The sequence below is a fragment of the Hymenobacter rubripertinctus genome, from assembly GCF_003583925.1.
Taxonomy (GTDB): domain Bacteria; phylum Bacteroidota; class Bacteroidia; order Cytophagales; family Hymenobacteraceae; genus Hymenobacter; species Hymenobacter rubripertinctus.
The window spans coordinates 76,958-93,537 of sequence record NZ_QYCN01000009.1 but is presented as its reverse complement, the minus strand read 5'-3'; the positions used below and the strand labels follow the sequence as shown (position 1 = coordinate 93,537).

The following is a 16,580-nucleotide window of genomic DNA, read 5'->3' as shown; positions in this document are numbered from 1 at the left end:
TTAGAAAAAGATGGGACGCAAACTGCTGACCGAACATATCAACGTTGAAGGCATCGATACCCTGGACGTGTACCGCAAACACGGCGGCTACCGCTCGGTGGAGAAGGCCCTCAAGACCATGACGCCCGAGGAAGTGGTGGAGGAGGTCAAGAAGTCGGGCCTGCGGGGCCGCGGCGGCGCGGGCTTCCCAACGGGCCTTAAGTGGAGCTTCCTGGCCAAGCCCGAGGGCGTGCCGCGCCACCTGGTCTGCAACGCCGACGAATCGGAGCCGGGCACTTTCAAGGACCGGCAGCTGATGGCCAAACTGCCCCACCTGCTGATTGAGGGCATGATTACGGGTTCGTACGCGCTGGGCGCGAACACCTCGTACATCTACATCCGCGGCGAGTTGTTGTACGTGCTGCGCATCCTCGAAAAAGCCATTGCTGAAGCCTACGCGGCCGGTTTGCTGGGCAAGAACATCCTGGGTTCGGGTTACGACCTCGACCTGTATGTGCACCCCGGTGGCGGCGCGTACATCTGCGGCGAGGAAACGGCGCTGCTCGAAAGCCTGGAGGGCAAGCGGGGCAACCCGCGCAACAAGCCGCCTTTCCCGGCCGTGCAGGGCCTGTGGGCTCGCCCCACGGTAGTCAACAACGTGGAATCCATTGCCGCCGTGCCGGTGATTGTGAATGAGGGCGGCGACGAGTACGCTAAAATCGGGGTTGGCAAAAGCACCGGCACCAAGCTGATTTCGGCCTGTGGCCACCTCAACAACCCTGGCATCTACGAAATCGAGCTGGGCCTGCCCGTCGAGGAATTCATCTACTCCGATGAGTATTGCGGCGGCATCTGGAAGGGCCGCGAGTTGAAGGCCGTCGTGGCCGGCGGCTCGTCCGTGCCGATTCTGCCCAAGGAGCTCATCCTGAAAACCGCGGCCGGCGCAAACCGCCTGATGACTTACGAGTCGCTGAGCGACGGGGGCTTTGTAACGGGCACTATGCTCGGCTCGGGTGGCTTCATTGCCATGGATGAAACAACCTGCATCGTGCGCAACACCTGGAACTTCTCGCGCTTCTACCACCACGAAAGCTGCGGGCAATGCTCGCCCTGCCGTGAGGGTACGGGCTGGATGGAAAAGGTGCTCCACCGCCTCGAACACGGCCACGGCCGCATGGAGGACATCGACCTGCTGGTAAGCGTAGCCAAACAGATTGAGGGCAACACCATCTGCCCCCTCGGCGAAGCCGCCGCCTGGCCCGTAGCCGCCGCCGTGCGCCACTTCCGCGACGAGTTCGAGTGGCACGTAACCCACGCCAAGGCCGCCGCCCAGCCCGGCGCGGTGTACCCGGGGACGCTGGTAACAGTTTAAATTTACCTGTCATGCTGAGGAACGAAGCATCTTATCACCGCCGCGTTCTTCAGGATTAGTACATATCGGAGCGCGGACGTGATAAGATCCTTCGCTCTGCTCAGGATGACAAGAGAATCAAATGGCTAAAATAACCTTCGACGGCATCGAAATTGAAGTTCCCGATGGCACAACCATCCTGAACGCGGCCCGCCTGATTGGCGGCCCCATCGTGCCCCCGGCCATGTGCTACTACACGCCCCTGAAAGGCTCGGGCGGCAAGTGCCGCGCCTGCCTCGTAAAAGTGGCGGCTGGCTCGACCAAAGACCCGCGCCCCATGCCCAAGCTGGTGGCCTCGTGCATCACGACGGTGCAGGACGGCATGGTGGTGGAAAACACCATCAACGACAGTGTGCTCGACGTCCGCAAGGGTATTGTGGAGATGCTGCTCATCAACCACCCGCTCGACTGCCCGGTCTGCGACCAGGCCGGCGAGTGCGACTTGCAGAACTTCGCCTTCGAGCACGGCGTGAGTACGACCCGCTACCAGGAGGAGCGCCGCACGTTCGAAAAAATCGACATCGGCCCGCTGATTCAACTGCACATGACGCGCTGCATCCTGTGCTACCGCTGCGTGTACACCGCCGACCAGATTGCCAAGGGCGACCGGGTACACGGTGTGCTGGGCCGCGGCGACGCCGCCGAAATCGGCACCTACATCGAGAACATCATCGATAACGACTTCTCGGGCAACGTGATTGACGTGTGCCCGGTGGGCGCGCTGACCGATAAAACCTGGCGCTTTAAGTCGCGGGTGTGGTTTACGAAGCCCGTGAATGCCCACCGCGACTGCCCCAAGTGCGCGGGCAACGTGGTGCTTTGGTACAAGGGCAACGAGGTATTGCGCACCACCGCCCGCAAGGACCAGTATGGCGAGGTGAAGGAGTGGATTTGCAACGAGTGCCGCTTCGAAAAGAAGGAAACCAGCGACTGGACCATCGAAGGACCGGCCCACATCGACCGTTCTTCCGTAATTTCGGCCAACCACTACGAACTGCCCGTGCTGAACCAGTCCGTCATCGACGACCTGCCCGCCAGCACCCAGCGCGAACTGGAACAGAATCCGCCGCTGAAACTAGGTAATTAGTTGTTGGCTATTAGTTGTCGGTTGTTAGTCATTTGAAAGACCAACCTACACTAACAACTGACAACCAGCAACTGACAACTACCCCACATGCTTGAACTACCCGCCCTCGGCTGGCAATCCATCGTCATCTTCGTCGTTTTCGCGCTTTCGCTGCTGATTGCGACCTATTGCACCTACGCTGAGCGCGTAATTGCCGCGTTTCTGCAAGACCGCGTGGGGCCTGACCGGGCCGGCCCTTATGGCCTGCTCCAGCCATTGGCCGACGCTGTGAAGATGTTCACGAAGGAAGAATTCTTCCCCGGTGGTGCCAACAAGGTGCTGTTCGTGGTGGGTCCTTGCCTGGCGATGATTACGGCCTTGATGTCGTCGGCCGTGATTCCGTTCGGCAACACGATGAGCTTCGGCAACAACGCCTTTTTCCTCCAGGGAATTGAAGTGAACATCGGGATGCTCTGGATTTTTGGCGTCGTGTCGCTGGGCGTTTATGGGGTGATGATTGGCGGCTGGGCTTCCAACAATAAGTTCTCGTTGCTCGGTGCTATCCGGGCCGCTTCGCAAAACATCAGCTACGAGCTGGCCATGGGCATGTCGCTGATTGCGGTGCTCATGATTTCGGGCACGCTGAGTTTGCGCGAAATTACGCTGCAACAGTCGGTGGCCGGCGAGTGGCAGATGTGGAATATCGTGAAACAGCCAATCGGCTTCCTTATTTTCCTGGTTTGCGCTTTCGCCGAAACCAACCGCACGCCCTTCGACTTGCCCGAGTGCGAAACCGAACTGGTAGGCGGCTACCACACCGAATATTCATCGATGAAGCTGGGCTTGTACCTGTTTTCGGAGTACGTGAACATCTTCGTGGTGTCGGCCGTGATGAGCGTGCTGTACTTCGGCGGCTTCAACTTCCCCTTCCAGTACGAGTTGCGCGACTGGTTCATCAACAGCCAGAGCTGGGAGCTGAATTCGGCCCAGAACCTGATTACGCTGCTGGGCACCGTAGGCCTGTTCCTGAAGATTTTCGCCTTCATCTTTTTCTTCATGTGGATTCGCTGGACTTTGCCGCGCTTCCGCTACGACCAGCTTATGCGCCTGGGCTGGACCATTCTCATCCCGCTGGCCGTTTTCAACATCGTGCTCACCGGCGCCCTCATCCTGTTTGGGGTGATTTAAGTAATAACTCCCTCACTTTGCCGGCCTGAGCCCGCTCATACCAGCAGAAGGACCCATAGTATGCAACTCACCAACCGAGCCAAGGTATTAGAAAAGAAGCCCATGACGCTGGCTGAGCGGGCCTACCTGCCGGCCATCTTCCAGGGTCTGAGCATCACGATGCGCCACTTCTTCATGAAGAAAGCTACCGTGCGCTACCCCGAGGAAGTGCGGCCGTTTTCGGCCTTCTTCCGGGGCCTGCACGTGCTCAAGCGCGACGAGCAGGGCCGGGAGCGGTGCACCGCCTGCGGCCTGTGCGCCGTATCGTGCCCCGCCGAAGCCATTACGATGGTGGCCGGGGAGCGAAAAAAAGGCGAGGAAGGCCTCTACCGCGAGGAGAAGTACGCCATCAGCTACGAAATCAACATGCTGCGGTGCATTTTCTGCGGCCTCTGCGAGGAAGCCTGCCCCAAAGCGGCCATCTACCTGCAGGCCGACAAAATGGCCCCGCCCCGTTACGAGCGCGACGAGTTCATCTACGGCAAAGACCGCCTCGTGGAGCCCGTATCGCCCGACGAGCGGAGTGTACGCGGCATCCAGCTCACGCCCGAGCAGGCCGATACGCTGCGCGCGCGCATTGTGTAGTTGTTCGTTTTTAGTTGTCAGTTGTCGGCTCATTTGGGCTACTGCTGGCTGCTAGCACGTCACCAACAACTGACAACCAACAACTGACAACTTCTCTTCATGCATCCTCTCTTTCTCTTCCTTTCGTTCGTGGCGCTGCTGAGCGCGCTGGGCGTGGTGTTCGCCAAGAACCCGGTGCACAGCGTGCTGTTCCTGATTCTGACGTTCTTCTCGCTCTCGGGGCACTACCTGTTGCTGAACGCGCAGTTTCTGGCGGCCGTGAACATCATCGTGTATGCGGGGGCCATCATGGTGCTGTTCCTGTTCGTGATTATGTTCCTGAACCTGAACGTGGACACGGAGCCGCACAAACCGGCCCTGGCCAAAGTAGCCGCCGCCGTGGCCGGGGGTTCCCTGCTGCTCATCCTGGTGGCCGCCCTCAAGGATGTGCAGCCGACTGGCGTACCGGCCGGCACGGTCTTCAACTCCCAGATCGGCATGGTCGACCAGCTCGGCATGAAGCTCTACACCGATTTCCTGCTGCCCTTCGAGCTGGCCTCGGTGCTGTTTCTGGTGGCGATGGTAGGTGCCGTAATGCTCGGCAAGCGCGAAGCCGGCGAACGGAACTTCTAGCGGAAGTTTAGGTGAAGAACCTAGTTGAAAGGCGGCCATCTTCGAGATATCACGCAGTGATTCTCGGGATAGCCGCCTTTCTTTTGAGTAACTGTCAGCCTACTGACGATGCAGTCGGCTGGAATGCTGACAAGCAAATGTATTTCGCCAAATCCGATGATCCGGAAATGGCTGAAGCAATGCACAAAAGCCGCAAGACTGTAAACCAGTTCTTGGCTGCTCTATCCAGCGGTGATACGATTGCTTACAATTTTGGTGTTAAAGCAGCCTTTCCGATTCCAGATGGCACGAATGAGCATATCTGGTTAACGGATGTGAAAGCTAGTGGAGATTCTATTTTCGGAATTATAGACAATGAGCCTGACTTTACTACTGCAGTAAAATTCGGCCAGCAGGTAGCAGTTCACAAAGACTCTATCACGGATTGGAACTACACGAGAAAGGGCAAGATGGTAGGAGGTTATTCCATTCGGCTTATGCGCAGCAGAATGACCAAAGAGGAACGGGTACAATTTGACCAGCAGCTAAAACTGGTTATTGAATAAAGCAACAGCGGCACCTGATTCCTCAGGTGCCGCTGTTGCTTTACTGTTATACCGAAGCCGATTGGTCCGGTTCCGGGGTACGGCGGCGCAGCCAGGCGGGCGGGCCGGTGCAGGCGCCTTCCATCTTCTGGCGGAACTTCTCCTTTTCCTCGGGCGAGAGGCAGTCCAGGCGGGATTCTACCTTGTCCTTCCACTGGCGGCGGTGCCTGGCCCACCTGGCGCGCCCCCCCCGGCTGCCCCAGCCCCCGAACAGGAGGCGGGAGAGCACCAGCAGCCCCAGTGCCTGCCAGATGCTGATGAGCGGCAGCCGAAAGAGGTCGGGCAGCAGCCAGTTCCAGAGCCACATGGTTACGTAGCCGGCCAGAGCCACGAACAGCGTTCCGAAGAGCAGTACTTTGAGGCCGCGCAGCAGCCAGAAGGAGGGTTTCATTGCAGTTGTCGGTTAATAGTTAGTAGTTGTCGGTAAATGGCTGGTAGCCTCGTCACCAGTTAGTAGCCAACTGACAACTGACAACCAGCAACGAACAACTTAATCCGTAAACAGCTCGGTGTAGAGCGTGCGCAGACGCTTGCGCAGGTGCAGGACGGCGTAGTGCTTGCGCGAAATCAGGGTTTTGAGCGGGACGCCGGTTTCTTCGGCCATTTCGCGGAAGGTTTTGTCTTCCAGCTCGTGCCAGATGAATACCTGGCGCTGGGCCGCGGGTAGCTCAGCCAGAGCCTCGGTGAGGGCCTCCATGAGCGTTTCGCGTAGCAGCCGGTTTTCGGGGGCGTCGTCGGGGGCGGGCAGCAGGTCGGCCAGCAGCAGGGTATTTTCGTCGCCGTCGGCAGCGTAGCCAGCCAGCTCGTTCTCCAGGGAAACGGGCTTCTTGCGGCGGTAGAGGTCCGTAATTTTGTTGCGCGCCACCCGGAAAAGCCAGGCGGCGGCCTGCTCCACGGGTTTCAGCAGCCGGTAGCTTTCTACCAGCTCGGCAAACACGTCCTGGAGCACATCTTCGGCCTCCTCCTCATTGGGGATGCGGCGCCGGATAAAGGCCAGCAGACGCTTGCGCTGGGTGCGGACGGCTTCCTGAATTTGCAGGTCCTGGTGGCCGGCCGTCATCCGCGCAGCATCGTCGAGTGAGAGAACAAGAGTTTCCATTCTGCACCAACAGACGCAAAGCCCCGGAAGATACTTTACTGAGGGCGGGAAATTTCCTGGGCCAGCCTTAGAGAATCGACGTTGCGGACTGCAAGGCAGAGGCTTCGGATCTGCTGCGCTGCGCTCCGCAGGATAGTCAGATCGATTCAAGGCACGTGTTCAACAGCTTCTTCAGCAATTTTGCGCGGCTTCCGATGAGGTAGGTTATTTTTCTACGATAAAAAAATAACCTACCTCATCGGAAGCCGCGCAAAACGGAAAACTACTGCGGAAAATAGTTCGCAACCTGGGTTTGTTACGCTTATCGTTCCGGCGTGGAAAGATCCTTCCTTCGTCAGGATGACACTTTTTTCTACAGTTTCCGATCTACAAAAAGTGGTACAGGAACGTAATGACGCCGGTGTAGGCGGGCTTCTTGTTGCCTTCGATTTCCATTTTCACGCCGATGTTGGCCTTGGCAATGCCGCGCAGATCCTTCACGGCCAGCAGCGTGGCGTGCAGGCGCACGGGCGTGTTCACGAGCACGGGCTGGTTGAAGCGAAAGTCGCTGATTTCGTAATTCACCTGCATTTTCAGGTTCTCTACCTGCACCAGCTGATGCCAGAAATAGGGCAGCAACGAGAGCGTGAGGTAGCCGTGGGCAATAGTGCCCCCGAACGGCGACTCGGCCGTAGCCCGCGCCGGGTCGGTGTGAATCCACTGGAAGTCGAGGGTGGCGGCCGCGAACTGGTTGATCTGCTCCTGGGTGATGGTGTGCCAGGCGGTGATGCCCAGTTCCTGGCCTTCGTGCTGCTGCAACTCGGCTAAGCTGCCAATAGTGATGCTCATGCGGGGGAATGGATTGCGGTGGTAGAAGTGCTAAAGTACGATTTGCCCGCCGGAGCAGCCGCATCAAGGATCAAATAGGCCCGCAAGTGGCTCTGCGGGAAGCCCGGGCAGCGAATCTTCGCCCCAAAACCAGCCCGGAAAGGCCAATTTAAAGGGTGGCGTTTTCCGATTTTCAGGATACCTTTGCCCCCTACTTGCCCCTGCCCGTTTCGCAGGTGGGGGCTTTGCTTCGCCGTCAGCCTCACCGCATGGACCAGAACATACCGCAGGTTATCCAAACGGTTCCTCTCCAGTACTACGTTTTCTTCGCCGCCACGCTCTTCAGTATCGGCGTGGTGGGCGTACTCACCCGGCGCAACGCCATCATCATCTTTATGTGCGTGGAGCTGATGCTCAACGCCGTGAACGTGCTGCTGACGGCCTTCTCGGCCTACCGCGCCGACCCCAACGGGCAGGTATTCGTGTTTTTCATCATGGCCGTGGCCGCTGCCGAAGTGGCCGTGGGCCTGGCCATCATCGTGATGATCTACCGCAACCTGCAAAACACCGACGTCACGCTGCTGAACCGCCTGAAATTCTGATTTGCCATGTCATCCTGAACATTCCGCGAATTGAGTGGCGACGAAGGACCTGAGCACGCGGGAACGAAAATCGTTCTGCTCTTATCCTGACGGGATAAGGCCCTTCGTCGCCCCTCAATTCGTGGAATGCTCAGGATGACATCTGTGCTTCTGCATCCCTGAACTTATGCAAGAAACTGTTATCCCTGCTGCCGGCGCACCGTTTTCCACGTTTCTGTACGTGCTGATTCCGCTGTTGCCGTTTTTGGGTTTTCTGATTAACGGGCTGCTCAACCGCCGCCTCTCGGCCCCGGTGGCCGGGGCCATTGGCAGCCTCGCGGTGCTGGGCTCCTTCCTGATTTCGGGGTTCCTGTTCCTGAACTTCCAGTACCAGTACACCGTCACGCTGTTCGACTGGATTTCGGTGGGCTCGATGCAGATTCCCTTCTCCTACCAGATCGACCAGCTCAGCCTGATTATGCTGCTGCTCGTGACGGGCGTGGGTTTCCTGATTCACGTGTACAGCATCGGCTACATGGCCCACGACGAGAACGTGGGCAAGTTTTTCAGCTTCCTGAACCTGTTCGTGTTCTCGATGCTGGTACTGGTGCTGGGGGCCAACTTCGTGATTCTGTTCATCGGCTGGGAAGGCGTGGGGCTGTGCTCCTACCTGCTCATCGGCTTCTGGAACCAGAACACCAGCTACAACAACGCCGCCAAGAAAGCCTTCATCATCAACCGCGTCGGCGACCTGGGCTTTCTGCTCGGCATCTTCCTGATTTACCTGACCTTCAACTCGGTGCAGTTCGGGGAAGTGTTCCAGAAGGCTTCGCTCGGGCAGTTCGGCCCCTACGGCGTGGGCGTGGTCACGTTTATCACCCTGCTGCTGTTCGTGGGCGCCACCGGTAAATCGGCCCAGCTGCCGCTCTACACCTGGCTGCCCGACGCCATGGCCGGCCCCACCCCCGTTTCGGCCCTGATTCACGCCGCGACGATGGTAACGGCCGGTATCTACATGATTCTGCGCGCCAACGTGCTCTTCACGCTGGCTCCCCACACGCTGGAGGTTATTGCCATTATCGGCGCGGCCACGGCCCTGTTCGCGGCTACCATTGGTTTGGCTCAGAACGACATCAAGAAGGTGCTGGCTTACTCCACCGTTTCGCAGCTGGGCTACATGTTCCTGGCCCTGGGCGTGATGGGCTACAGCACCTCCCTGTTCCACGTACTCACCCACGCCTTCTTCAAGGCCCTGATGTTCCTGGGCGCGGGCTCCGTGATTCATGCCATGAGCAACGAGCAGGACATGCGCCGCATGGGCGGTTTGCGCAAGGCGTTGCCCATCACGTTCATCACCTTCCTGGTCGGCTGTTTGGCCATTGCCGGCATCCCGCCCTTCGCGGGCTTCTTCTCCAAGGATGAAATTCTGCTGCACGCCTTCGAGCACAGCAAAGTACTGTACGCGGTGGGCCTGTTCACGGCCTTCCTGACGGCCTTCTACATGTTCCGCCTACTGTTCCTGACCTTCTTCGGCGAGTTCCGGGGCACCGCGGAGCAGAAGCACCACCTGCACGAGTCGCCCGCTTCCATGACCCTGCCGCTTGTCGTGCTGGCCATCCTGGCCGCCGTGGGAGGCTTCATGAACGCGCCGTTCTTCCTGGGTGAGGAAAACGCCTACCTCTCGAACTACCTCGCGCCCCTGTTCACCTACTCGCAGAAAGTGAACCCCGCCGCCTTTGGGGGCGAGGTTGACCACGCCACCGAGCTCATGCTTATCGGCCTTTCGGTGGGCGCGGGCGTGCTGGGCATCGTCTTCGCCTACGTGCAGTACGTGAGCCGCGGGGTGCGCCCGGTAGAAGAAGGCGCCCCGCGCGGCTTCCTCGAAAACCTGGTCTACCACAAATACTACATCGACGAGCTGTACAACGCCCTGCTGGTGCGCCCCATCATGTGGCTCTCGCGCGGCCTGTTCCGCTACGTGGAAAACGGCATCATCGACCCCATCGTGAACGGCTTTGGCCGCGTGACGATGGGCGGCGGCCAGCTCCTGCGCTACGTGCAAACCGGCTCCGTGGAAACCTACCTCATCCTGATGGTCGTCGGCATCGTGCTGGTCATGGCGCTGAACTTCGGGAAGTTTTAGGATACTAAGTCGTTATGGAGCAGGATTTTAGAATTGAACAGTTTACTGCTAGAGTAATCTCTTCGCAAAAACACACTCAGTCTCATGTCCAAAGTTCAGGTGGCGGTGGATATGTTGGAAAATATGGTGGATATGTTAAATCATCAACCGTTTCGTCGTACAACACAACTCAGCATGAAATATTTTTACTTTTAGAAAACGGCGAAGAAAAATGCGTTTCGCTTCCTTTTGACAATATTCAGCTTAGAGATCAGCACACAATAACGCTATTTTCAGCATTTAATGGCAACGAGCAGCATGGATGGTATGTTGGTCTATATAATCACAACACAAAGGACACTTTCAACCTTCTGAATGATTTCGTCTATAAAAAATTGATAAAATTCAACATAGACACTAAAAAAGCACTATCTACTCTAATACCATCCTTTATTATAGCTGTGCCTTTATTAATAATAGCAATGTTTAGTTCTGAATTTAGTTTTATGGGAGGATTTTTAGGTGTGTTACAAACTAATATATTTTTCTCTTTAATATATTTTTTAATTAAAAGTCATTTTTCAAACAAAAAATCTAAAAAGGTTTTGAAATCGCTTGTTGAAGGCACCATATACAGTAGTTCATTATAGAGCAATTATCGCTAATCCTTCTTAGCTATAACGACACGCACCCTCACAGTAAAGCATGCTGACTGTCCTTCTCTTACTCTGGCCCGTGGCGGCCGCCCTGCTGCTGCACTTCTTCAAAGGCGGCGCTGCCCGGGTGGCGGCCTTTGGCGCGGCCCTCGTTGAATTTGCGCTGGCGGTCTTCGCGGCCGTGACCTTCAACGCCAACCACACCGGCCAATTTGCCTACGACCTGAACTGGATTCCTTCGGCCGGTATCCGCTTCGCCGTGGGCATGGACGGGCTGAGTTTGTCGCTGGTGCTGCTGACGGCCCTGCTGGTGCCCATCATCCTGCTCAGCGCCTTCCGCCGCAAATTCGAGAACGAGTCGGTGTTCTACGCGCTGGTGCTGTTCATGCAAACCGGCCTGATTGGCGTATTCACGGCCCAGGATGCCTTCCTGTTCTACTTCATGTGGGAAGTGGCCCTGATTCCGATTTACTTCCTGGCCGGCGTGTGGGGCGGCGTGAACCGCGCCCGCATCACGTTCAAGTTCTTCCTCTACACCATCGTCGGCTCGCTGTTCATGCTGGCCGGCTTCGTGTACCTCTACTTCCAGACCGGCCCCTCATTGGATGGTCTGTCGGCCCACAACGCGGCCCTGGCTTCGTTCTACAGCCTCAACCTGCCGGTGGAAACCCAGCTCTGGCTGTTCTGGCTGATTTTCGCGGCCTTCGCCGTGAAGATGCCCATCTTCCCCTTCCACACCTGGCAGCCCGATACCTACACCGAGGCCCCGGCCCCGGCCACCATGCTGCTCGCGGGCATCATGCTGAAAATGGGCATCTACGGCTGCATGCGCTGGCTGATTCCGGTGGTGCCCGCCGGTACTGATTACTGGCAGAACCTGGTGATTATTCTGGCCATCATCGGCATCATCTACGGGGCCATCATCGCCATTCGCCAGCAGGATGTGAAGCGGCTCATCGCCTACTCCTCCCTCTCCCACGTGGGCCTGATGATTGCCGGCGTGTTCTCGCTCACCCAACTGGGCATGCAGGGCGCCAGCATTCAGATGCTGGCCCACGGCATCAACGTGGTGGGTATGTTCTTCATTGCCGACGCCATTGAGCGCCGCACCGGCACCCGCAACATCGCCGATCTGGGCGGCCTGACCCGCAAAGCGCCCGTGCTCACGGTGTGCTTCCTGGTGCTGCTGCTGGGCACGGTGGCGCTGCCGCTCACCAACGGGTTCGTGGGGGAGTTCCTGCTGCTGGCCGGCGTGTACCAGTTCAACGCCTGGATGGGCGCGGTGGCCGGTATCACCATCATCCTGGGCGCGGTGTACCTGCTACGCATGTTCCAGCGCGTGATGCTCGGCCCCGACTCGTCCTTCACCGCCACCTTCACCGACCTCACCGGCGCCGAGCTGGCCCTGCTCGTGCCGCTCATCGTGCTCGTGTTCTGGATCGGCCTGTTCCCCAACTTCTTCCTGCACCTGTCGGAAGGCAGCGTGATGAACATTCTGGGCGAAGTAGTAAAACGGTAGCACCCCACGCGTCCCTGCTTCTACATTTAGAATAAGGACCCATTTGAAAAACGCTCCATAGCCCAGGGTTTCAACCCTGGGAAATTCGGCTGACGATATGAATTCAATCATTCTGCTTTCCGTACTGGGCCTGGGCAACCTGTTTCTCGGGTTCCGCCGCTCCAACCGGCTGCTGCTGCCCGTGATGATGCTCATCCTGGGCCTCGTGCTCACGGTGAACTTCATCGACTGGAACGAGGGCACCCAGCCGTTCTTCAACGGCATGCTCACCATCGACAACTTCTCGGTGGCCTTCACCGGCATCCTGCTGCTAACGGCCCTGGTGCTGGTGCCCTTCTCCCAGAAATACGTCCTCGACGGCGAGGCCAACCTGGCCGAGTACTACTCGCTGCTGCTGTTTTCGCTGGTGGGCGCCATTATGCTGGTGAGCTACAACCACCTGCTGATGCTGTTTCTGGGCATCGAAATCCTGAGCGTGGCCATGTACGTGCTGGCCGGCTCCGACAAGCGCAACCTGCGCTCCAACGAGGCTGCCCTCAAGTACTTCCTCATGGGCGCGTTCTTTACCGGCGTGCTGCTCTTCGGCATGGCGCTGGTGTACGGGGCCACCGGCACGTTTGAGCTGAGCCAGATCAGCTTCGCGGTGCAGAACCCGGTGAATGCCTCGCTCACGCCCATGCTCTACATCGGCATGCTCATGATGCTGCTGGGCATCGGTTTCAAGGTTTCGGCCGCGCCCTTCCACTTCTGGACGCCCGACGTGTACGAGGGTACGCCCACGTTCTTCACGGCCTTCATGAGCACCATAGTGAAAACGGCCGGCTTTGCTGCCTTCCTCAAGTTGCTGGTGCAGGCCTTCCCGGCCGCCTCGGCCCAGGGAATCTGGCTGCCTACGCTCACGGCCATGTGCGTGCTCACCCTGCTCATCGGCAACGTGGGCGCGGTGGCCCAAACCAGCCTCAAACGGATGCTGGCCTACTCCAGCATCTCCCACGCCGGCTACCTGCTCATTGCCCTGGTAGCTTTCAACGGCCAGCTCGAAGGCGCTTCGGCCAACGCCATTCTGTTTTATTCGCTGGCCTACTCGGTGGCTACGGTATCCGCCTTCGGGGTGCTGAAACTGGTGGCCGACGCCCGCCACCGCGAGGACTACGACGGTTTCAACGGCCTGGCTAAAACCAACCCGCTGCTGGCCTTCGCCCTCACGGTATCCATGCTGAGTCTGGCCGGCATTCCGCTCACGGGCGGCTTCTTCGGCAAGTTCTTCGTGTTCTCGGCCGCCGTGGAAAACGGCTACATCGGCCTCGTGGTGTTTGCCGTGGTTATGTCGATGGTGAGCATCTACTACTACCTGCGCCCCATCATGGCCCTGTACATGCGCGACGCCGACGACGCCACCGCCGAAGCCGTGCCCGTCACCGCCTTCCAGTCGGGGGCGCTGCTGGTGCTGGCTTTGCTGACGGTGCTGCTGGGCGTGCTGCCCGGGCTGGTGGCCGGGGTGCTGTAGGGTTGCCGCGCCGTTCCGGACCCGCCGACCTTTCCCACGCCCCTGCCATCCGGTGGGGGCGTTTTGCATTCCGGCCGTCGTTGTACCCTATTCGCAGAAAAATTTCGGATAAGGTACAGAGGTGTACCCTACCCGAGAAAAAATAAAAAATAAGGTACACTTGCCGCAGACAACCCATTCTCTCGCTATCCCGCTTATCCCGCTGATGAAACTACCCGCCCTCCTGACGGCCGCCCTGCTGAGCATCGTGCTGCCGGGCTGCACCCAGCCCGCCACCCTAAGCCCACCGGAGCAGAACTTCGAGCACTTCTGGCAGGCCTTCCGCGACAACTACGCCTTCTTCCCGCTGAAAAAAGTGGACTGGGATTCCACTTACCGCGCCTTCCGCCCCCGGGTAACGGCCCAGACGCCGCCCGATTCGCTGGTGGCCCTGCTGGGCCGGATGGTGGAACCGCTGCACGACGGGCACGTGACCATTTCGCGGGGCGACACGATAGTGTTCAAGGGGGAGAGCGTCCGCGACTCGTTCAAGCAGCACTTCCGGGCAGTGCAGGCGGAGTTCTGGCAGGTGGCCTACGGGCAGCTGCGGGCGGCGGGCTTTTCGGCCGTTCAGGGGTTCGGCCCCGAGTTCCGGGACAAGCACGTGCTCTACGTGAGCCGCTCCGGCCCCATCGGCTACCTGCACCTCACCCGCAACTTCGCCGACCTCTCGGGGGCCATGGGGAATGAGGCCCAGGAGCAGCAGGACCACCTGAAGCTGGAGCAGCTCTTCTCGCAAGCGTTGCGCAAACTGGCGGGCTGCCAGGTACTGCTGCTGGATGTCCGCGACGACGGTGGAGGGCATAGTGGCCTTGATCTGGCGGGCCATTTCGCTACTGAGCGCTACCTGGCCAGCTACAAAGCCCTGCGCCAACCCGGCGGCTACGACCACTTCACCGAGCCCCTGCCCTGCTACGTAACGCCCGCTACCGGCCCGCGTTTCCTGGGTCCGGTAGTCCTGCTCACCTCCAACCAGACGGCCAGCGCCGCCGAGGACCTGACCATTTCCTTGTCTCAGCTGCCGCAGGTAACCGTCGTGGGTACGGCCACCAAGGGTATGCTCTCGGATATGCACAGCGTGCGCCTGCCCAACGGCCTCGACGTGACCCTCTCCAACCAGCGCTATACCACGCCCACCGGCCAGCTGCTGGAAGACGTGGGCGTAGCCCCGGATGTGCTCATCGAAAACACGCCCGCCGCCCTGGCGCAACAGCAGGACCCGGTGCTGCAAAAGGCGCTGAAAGTAGCCCGGCAGAAACTGCGTCCCTGACCACCGCAGGGTTCCAGGGCTGAAGCCCTGGGCTATTGAGTGAATTCTCTTACAAACAGAACGTCATTCCGAGCGGAGCCGAGGAATGACGTTCTCTTTCTACTTAATTCACCTGCTGCGTACTACGTAGCCCAGGGCTTCAGCCCTGGGGACTCCAGCGAAACAACTACTTTTTCAGGACCCGGATGCTGATGCGGCGGTTGAGGGCGCGGCCTTCGGCGGTGGTGTTGGGCGTGATGAAGTATTTACCCCCGTAGCCCTTGGCCTGCACCCGGTTGAGGTCGACGCCCATGCCGGCAATGGCCAGCATGGCTATTTTGGCCCGCTCCTCGCTGAGCTGAAAGTTCTTCAGGGGCGCGCCCGTACTATCAGTATAGCCCCCTATTTTCACTACTGAGCCGGGGAAAGTGTTGAGGATGCTGGCTATGTTGCGCAGCTGCATAAACGATTCGTCGGTGAGCGTGGTGGCCCCGGGGTCGAAGTAGACCCGGTCGAAATTGATCCAGCCCTTGGTGCGGTTGATGGAGTCGACCTGTTGGGTCGGATCGGCCAGGAACATATACAGGCGGTTTTCCGTGGAGTTGGCCCCCACTTTCTGGGTCGTGCCATCGGCCAGGCGCAGGATCAGGGGCTGGCCGGTATCGTAGATGTAATTGCCGCTGGCATCGTCGTAGCGGCCGGTGGTGGTTGCCGCCACCGGAGCCGGAGCGGAAGCGGCAACCCGGTCCGGCGGCGGCGTCAGACTCAGCGCGGCAGCCGGCCCGGACTCGCGCTGATGGCCGAACAAATACCCCAACACCACGGCCAGCAGCAGCAGCAACCCCCAAGGCCAGCGAACCGCACCACGGCCGGTTGCGGTAGCTTCCGGCGTGTAGGCGCGGCCACCGCCCATCGGAACCCAGGCTCCGGCCGCCGCCCCGGGCACCGGTACAACCGCATCGACAGGCGGCGCGCTGGCGGACGATGCGGCCGCCGGTGCCAGCACCGCCGCCGGCTGGGGCGCGGCCGGGGCATTCAGGGCAGTTCCTTCCTGCTGCAGCCAGGCGGCCAGGGCGGCAGGGCTGAAATTGTGTTCCTGGCTATGCTCCCCGATAACGCCCAGCGTGGCCACGGCGGCCGCACTCAGCACGCGCTCGGCCGCTGGCAGGGCTATCCCACCCGCCGTTGCCAGCCGGAGCGCCGTGAAGTGAAACGATTCGCCCAGCAGCCCCCGCATCAGCGCGTCGCCGCGCCGGGCCCAAGCCTGCTCGTTTTCGGGAGTGGTGGGCTCCAGCACGCTGGCCCCATAGGCCTCCCGGCTCAGCTGCCAGACGGCTTCCGGCCCATCGGGGCCACTCACCCGGCCGGTGAGGGCCTGCACCACCACCGGAATGGCCCGTTGAAAGGTGAGCCGCAACGCCATGGCCGCTTCATCTGTTTCGTGGGCCAGGTGGTCCAGCGTTTCGTCGCGAAACGCGACCTGGATACTGTTTGCTAATGTATGTTCCATTATTTCCTCCCGCTTAGGTCCAACATA

At 59.4% G+C, this 16,580-nt stretch carries 16 protein-coding genes; 12 read left to right on the top strand and 4 right to left on the bottom strand.

All coding sequences use genetic code 11. The features are described 5' to 3' along the window. Positions 1-10: 10 nt before the first annotated feature. The 6 genes from nuoF (at position 11) to D0T11_RS07800 (ending at position 5,425) form a co-directional block, all read left to right on the top strand. Positions 11-1,351 carry an NADH-quinone oxidoreductase subunit NuoF gene (nuoF, locus tag D0T11_RS07825; RefSeq protein ID WP_119655224.1) on the top strand — a complete coding sequence of 447 codons (1,341 nt, stop codon included), beginning with the start codon at positions 11-13 and terminating at the stop codon, positions 1,349-1,351. 121 nt (positions 1,352-1,472) lie between these two features. Beyond that, complete coding sequence (locus tag D0T11_RS07820; RefSeq protein WP_119655223.1) at positions 1,473-2,477, top strand: 2Fe-2S iron-sulfur cluster-binding protein; 1,005 nt, start codon at positions 1,473-1,475, stop codon at positions 2,475-2,477. Between the two features lie 87 nt (positions 2,478-2,564). Then, complete coding sequence (nuoH, locus tag D0T11_RS07815) at positions 2,565-3,644, top strand: NADH-quinone oxidoreductase subunit NuoH (protein ID WP_119655222.1); 1,080 nt, start codon at positions 2,565-2,567, stop codon at positions 3,642-3,644. Positions 3,645-3,704: 60 nt separating this feature from the next. Continuing rightward, the gene (locus D0T11_RS07810) at positions 3,705-4,268 is read left to right on the top strand and encodes a NuoI/complex I 23 kDa subunit family protein (RefSeq protein ID WP_119655221.1); all 564 of its coding nucleotides are present in this window, start codon (positions 3,705-3,707) and stop codon (positions 4,266-4,268) included. A gap of 99 nt (positions 4,269-4,367) precedes the next feature. Then, on the top strand, positions 4,368-4,880 hold the full coding sequence (locus D0T11_RS07805) for an NADH-quinone oxidoreductase subunit J family protein (RefSeq protein ID WP_119655220.1): 513 nt from the start codon (positions 4,368-4,370) through the stop codon (positions 4,878-4,880). An 11-nt stretch (positions 4,881-4,891) separates the two neighbouring features. Then, positions 4,892-5,425, top strand: a complete 534-nt coding sequence (locus D0T11_RS07800) for a YegJ family protein (RefSeq protein WP_147374569.1) — start codon at positions 4,892-4,894, stop codon at positions 5,423-5,425. A 46-nt stretch (positions 5,426-5,471) separates the two neighbouring features. Here D0T11_RS07800 and D0T11_RS07795 read toward each other — a convergent pair whose 3' ends face one another. From D0T11_RS07795 to D0T11_RS07785, 3 genes are all read right to left on the bottom strand, one after another. After that, positions 5,472-5,855, bottom strand: coding sequence for a hypothetical protein (locus tag D0T11_RS07795; RefSeq protein ID WP_182888303.1), 384 nt, complete (start codon positions 5,853-5,855; stop codon positions 5,472-5,474). A gap of 99 nt (positions 5,856-5,954) precedes the next feature. After that, a complete protein-coding gene (locus tag D0T11_RS07790) occupies positions 5,955-6,563 on the bottom strand; it encodes an RNA polymerase sigma factor (RefSeq protein WP_245990670.1) in 609 nt (202 codons plus the stop codon). 366 nt (positions 6,564-6,929) lie between these two features. Continuing rightward, complete coding sequence (locus D0T11_RS07785; RefSeq protein ID WP_119655217.1) at positions 6,930-7,391, bottom strand: MaoC family dehydratase; 462 nt, start codon at positions 7,389-7,391, stop codon at positions 6,930-6,932. A 248-nt stretch (positions 7,392-7,639) separates the two neighbouring features. On the opposite strand from D0T11_RS07785, the gene nuoK reads away from it, so the two are divergent. The 6 genes from nuoK (at position 7,640) to D0T11_RS07760 (ending at position 15,064) form a co-directional block, all read left to right on the top strand. After that, positions 7,640-7,972 (top strand): NADH-quinone oxidoreductase subunit NuoK, encoded by a 333-nt coding sequence (nuoK, locus tag D0T11_RS07780; protein ID WP_119655272.1) that lies wholly within the window; start codon positions 7,640-7,642, stop codon positions 7,970-7,972. Positions 7,973-8,138: 166 nt separating this feature from the next. After that, positions 8,139-10,094: an NADH-quinone oxidoreductase subunit L gene (gene nuoL, locus D0T11_RS07775; protein ID WP_119655216.1), complete on the top strand. Its 1,956-nt coding sequence runs from the start codon at positions 8,139-8,141 to the stop codon at positions 10,092-10,094. A gap of 14 nt (positions 10,095-10,108) precedes the next feature. Beyond that, positions 10,109-10,723, top strand: a complete 615-nt coding sequence (locus D0T11_RS22055) for a hypothetical protein (protein ID WP_147374568.1) — start codon at positions 10,109-10,111, stop codon at positions 10,721-10,723. A 55-nt stretch (positions 10,724-10,778) separates the two neighbouring features. Then, positions 10,779-12,248 carry a complex I subunit 4 family protein gene (locus tag D0T11_RS07770; RefSeq protein WP_119655215.1) on the top strand — a complete coding sequence of 490 codons (1,470 nt, stop codon included), beginning with the start codon at positions 10,779-10,781 and terminating at the stop codon, positions 12,246-12,248. Positions 12,249-12,345: 97 nt separating this feature from the next. After that, positions 12,346-13,755 carry an NADH-quinone oxidoreductase subunit N gene (locus D0T11_RS07765; RefSeq protein WP_119655214.1) on the top strand — a complete coding sequence of 470 codons (1,410 nt, stop codon included), beginning with the start codon at positions 12,346-12,348 and terminating at the stop codon, positions 13,753-13,755. A 205-nt stretch (positions 13,756-13,960) separates the two neighbouring features. Then, positions 13,961-15,064 (top strand): S41 family peptidase, encoded by a 1,104-nt coding sequence (locus D0T11_RS07760; RefSeq protein WP_119655213.1) that lies wholly within the window; start codon positions 13,961-13,963, stop codon positions 15,062-15,064. A 166-nt stretch (positions 15,065-15,230) separates the two neighbouring features. On the opposite strand, the gene D0T11_RS07755 is transcribed toward D0T11_RS07760, so the two are convergent. Further along, on the bottom strand, positions 15,231-16,553 hold the full coding sequence (locus D0T11_RS07755; RefSeq protein ID WP_182888302.1) for an OmpA family protein: 1,323 nt from the start codon (positions 16,551-16,553) through the stop codon (positions 15,231-15,233). Positions 16,554-16,580 lie beyond the last annotated feature (27 nt).

What these genes read in the sequence shown, in the direction of transcription:
- nuoF (WP_119655224.1), top strand. Translation starts at nt 11, where the DNA reads ATGGGACGCAAACTGCTGACCGAACATATCAACGTTGAAGGCATCGAT.
- D0T11_RS07820 (WP_119655223.1), top strand. Translation starts at nt 1,473, where the DNA reads ATGGCTAAAATAACCTTCGACGGCATCGAAATTGAAGTTCCCGATGGC.
- nuoH (WP_119655222.1), top strand. Translation starts at nt 2,565, where the DNA reads ATGCTTGAACTACCCGCCCTCGGCTGGCAATCCATCGTCATCTTCGTC.
- D0T11_RS07810 (WP_119655221.1), top strand. Translation starts at nt 3,705, where the DNA reads ATGCAACTCACCAACCGAGCCAAGGTATTAGAAAAGAAGCCCATGACG.
- D0T11_RS07805 (WP_119655220.1), top strand. Translation starts at nt 4,368, where the DNA reads ATGCATCCTCTCTTTCTCTTCCTTTCGTTCGTGGCGCTGCTGAGCGCG.
- D0T11_RS07795 (WP_182888303.1), bottom strand. Translation starts at nt 5,855, where the DNA reads ATGAAACCCTCCTTCTGGCTGCTGCGCGGCCTCAAAGTACTGCTCTTC.
- D0T11_RS07790 (WP_245990670.1), bottom strand. Translation starts at nt 6,563, where the DNA reads ATGGAAACTCTTGTTCTCTCACTCGACGATGCTGCGCGGATGACGGCC.
- D0T11_RS07785 (WP_119655217.1), bottom strand. Translation starts at nt 7,391, where the DNA reads ATGAGCATCACTATTGGCAGCTTAGCCGAGTTGCAGCAGCACGAAGGC.
- nuoK (WP_119655272.1), top strand. Translation starts at nt 7,640, where the DNA reads ATGGACCAGAACATACCGCAGGTTATCCAAACGGTTCCTCTCCAGTAC.
- nuoL (WP_119655216.1), top strand. Translation starts at nt 8,139, where the DNA reads ATGCAAGAAACTGTTATCCCTGCTGCCGGCGCACCGTTTTCCACGTTT.
- D0T11_RS22055 (WP_147374568.1), top strand. Translation starts at nt 10,109, where the DNA reads ATGGAGCAGGATTTTAGAATTGAACAGTTTACTGCTAGAGTAATCTCT.
- D0T11_RS07770 (WP_119655215.1), top strand. Translation starts at nt 10,779, where the DNA reads ATGCTGACTGTCCTTCTCTTACTCTGGCCCGTGGCGGCCGCCCTGCTG.
- D0T11_RS07765 (WP_119655214.1), top strand. Translation starts at nt 12,346, where the DNA reads ATGAATTCAATCATTCTGCTTTCCGTACTGGGCCTGGGCAACCTGTTT.
- D0T11_RS07760 (WP_119655213.1), top strand. Translation starts at nt 13,961, where the DNA reads ATGAAACTACCCGCCCTCCTGACGGCCGCCCTGCTGAGCATCGTGCTG.
- D0T11_RS07755 (WP_182888302.1), bottom strand. Translation starts at nt 16,553, where the DNA reads ATGGAACATACATTAGCAAACAGTATCCAGGTCGCGTTTCGCGACGAA.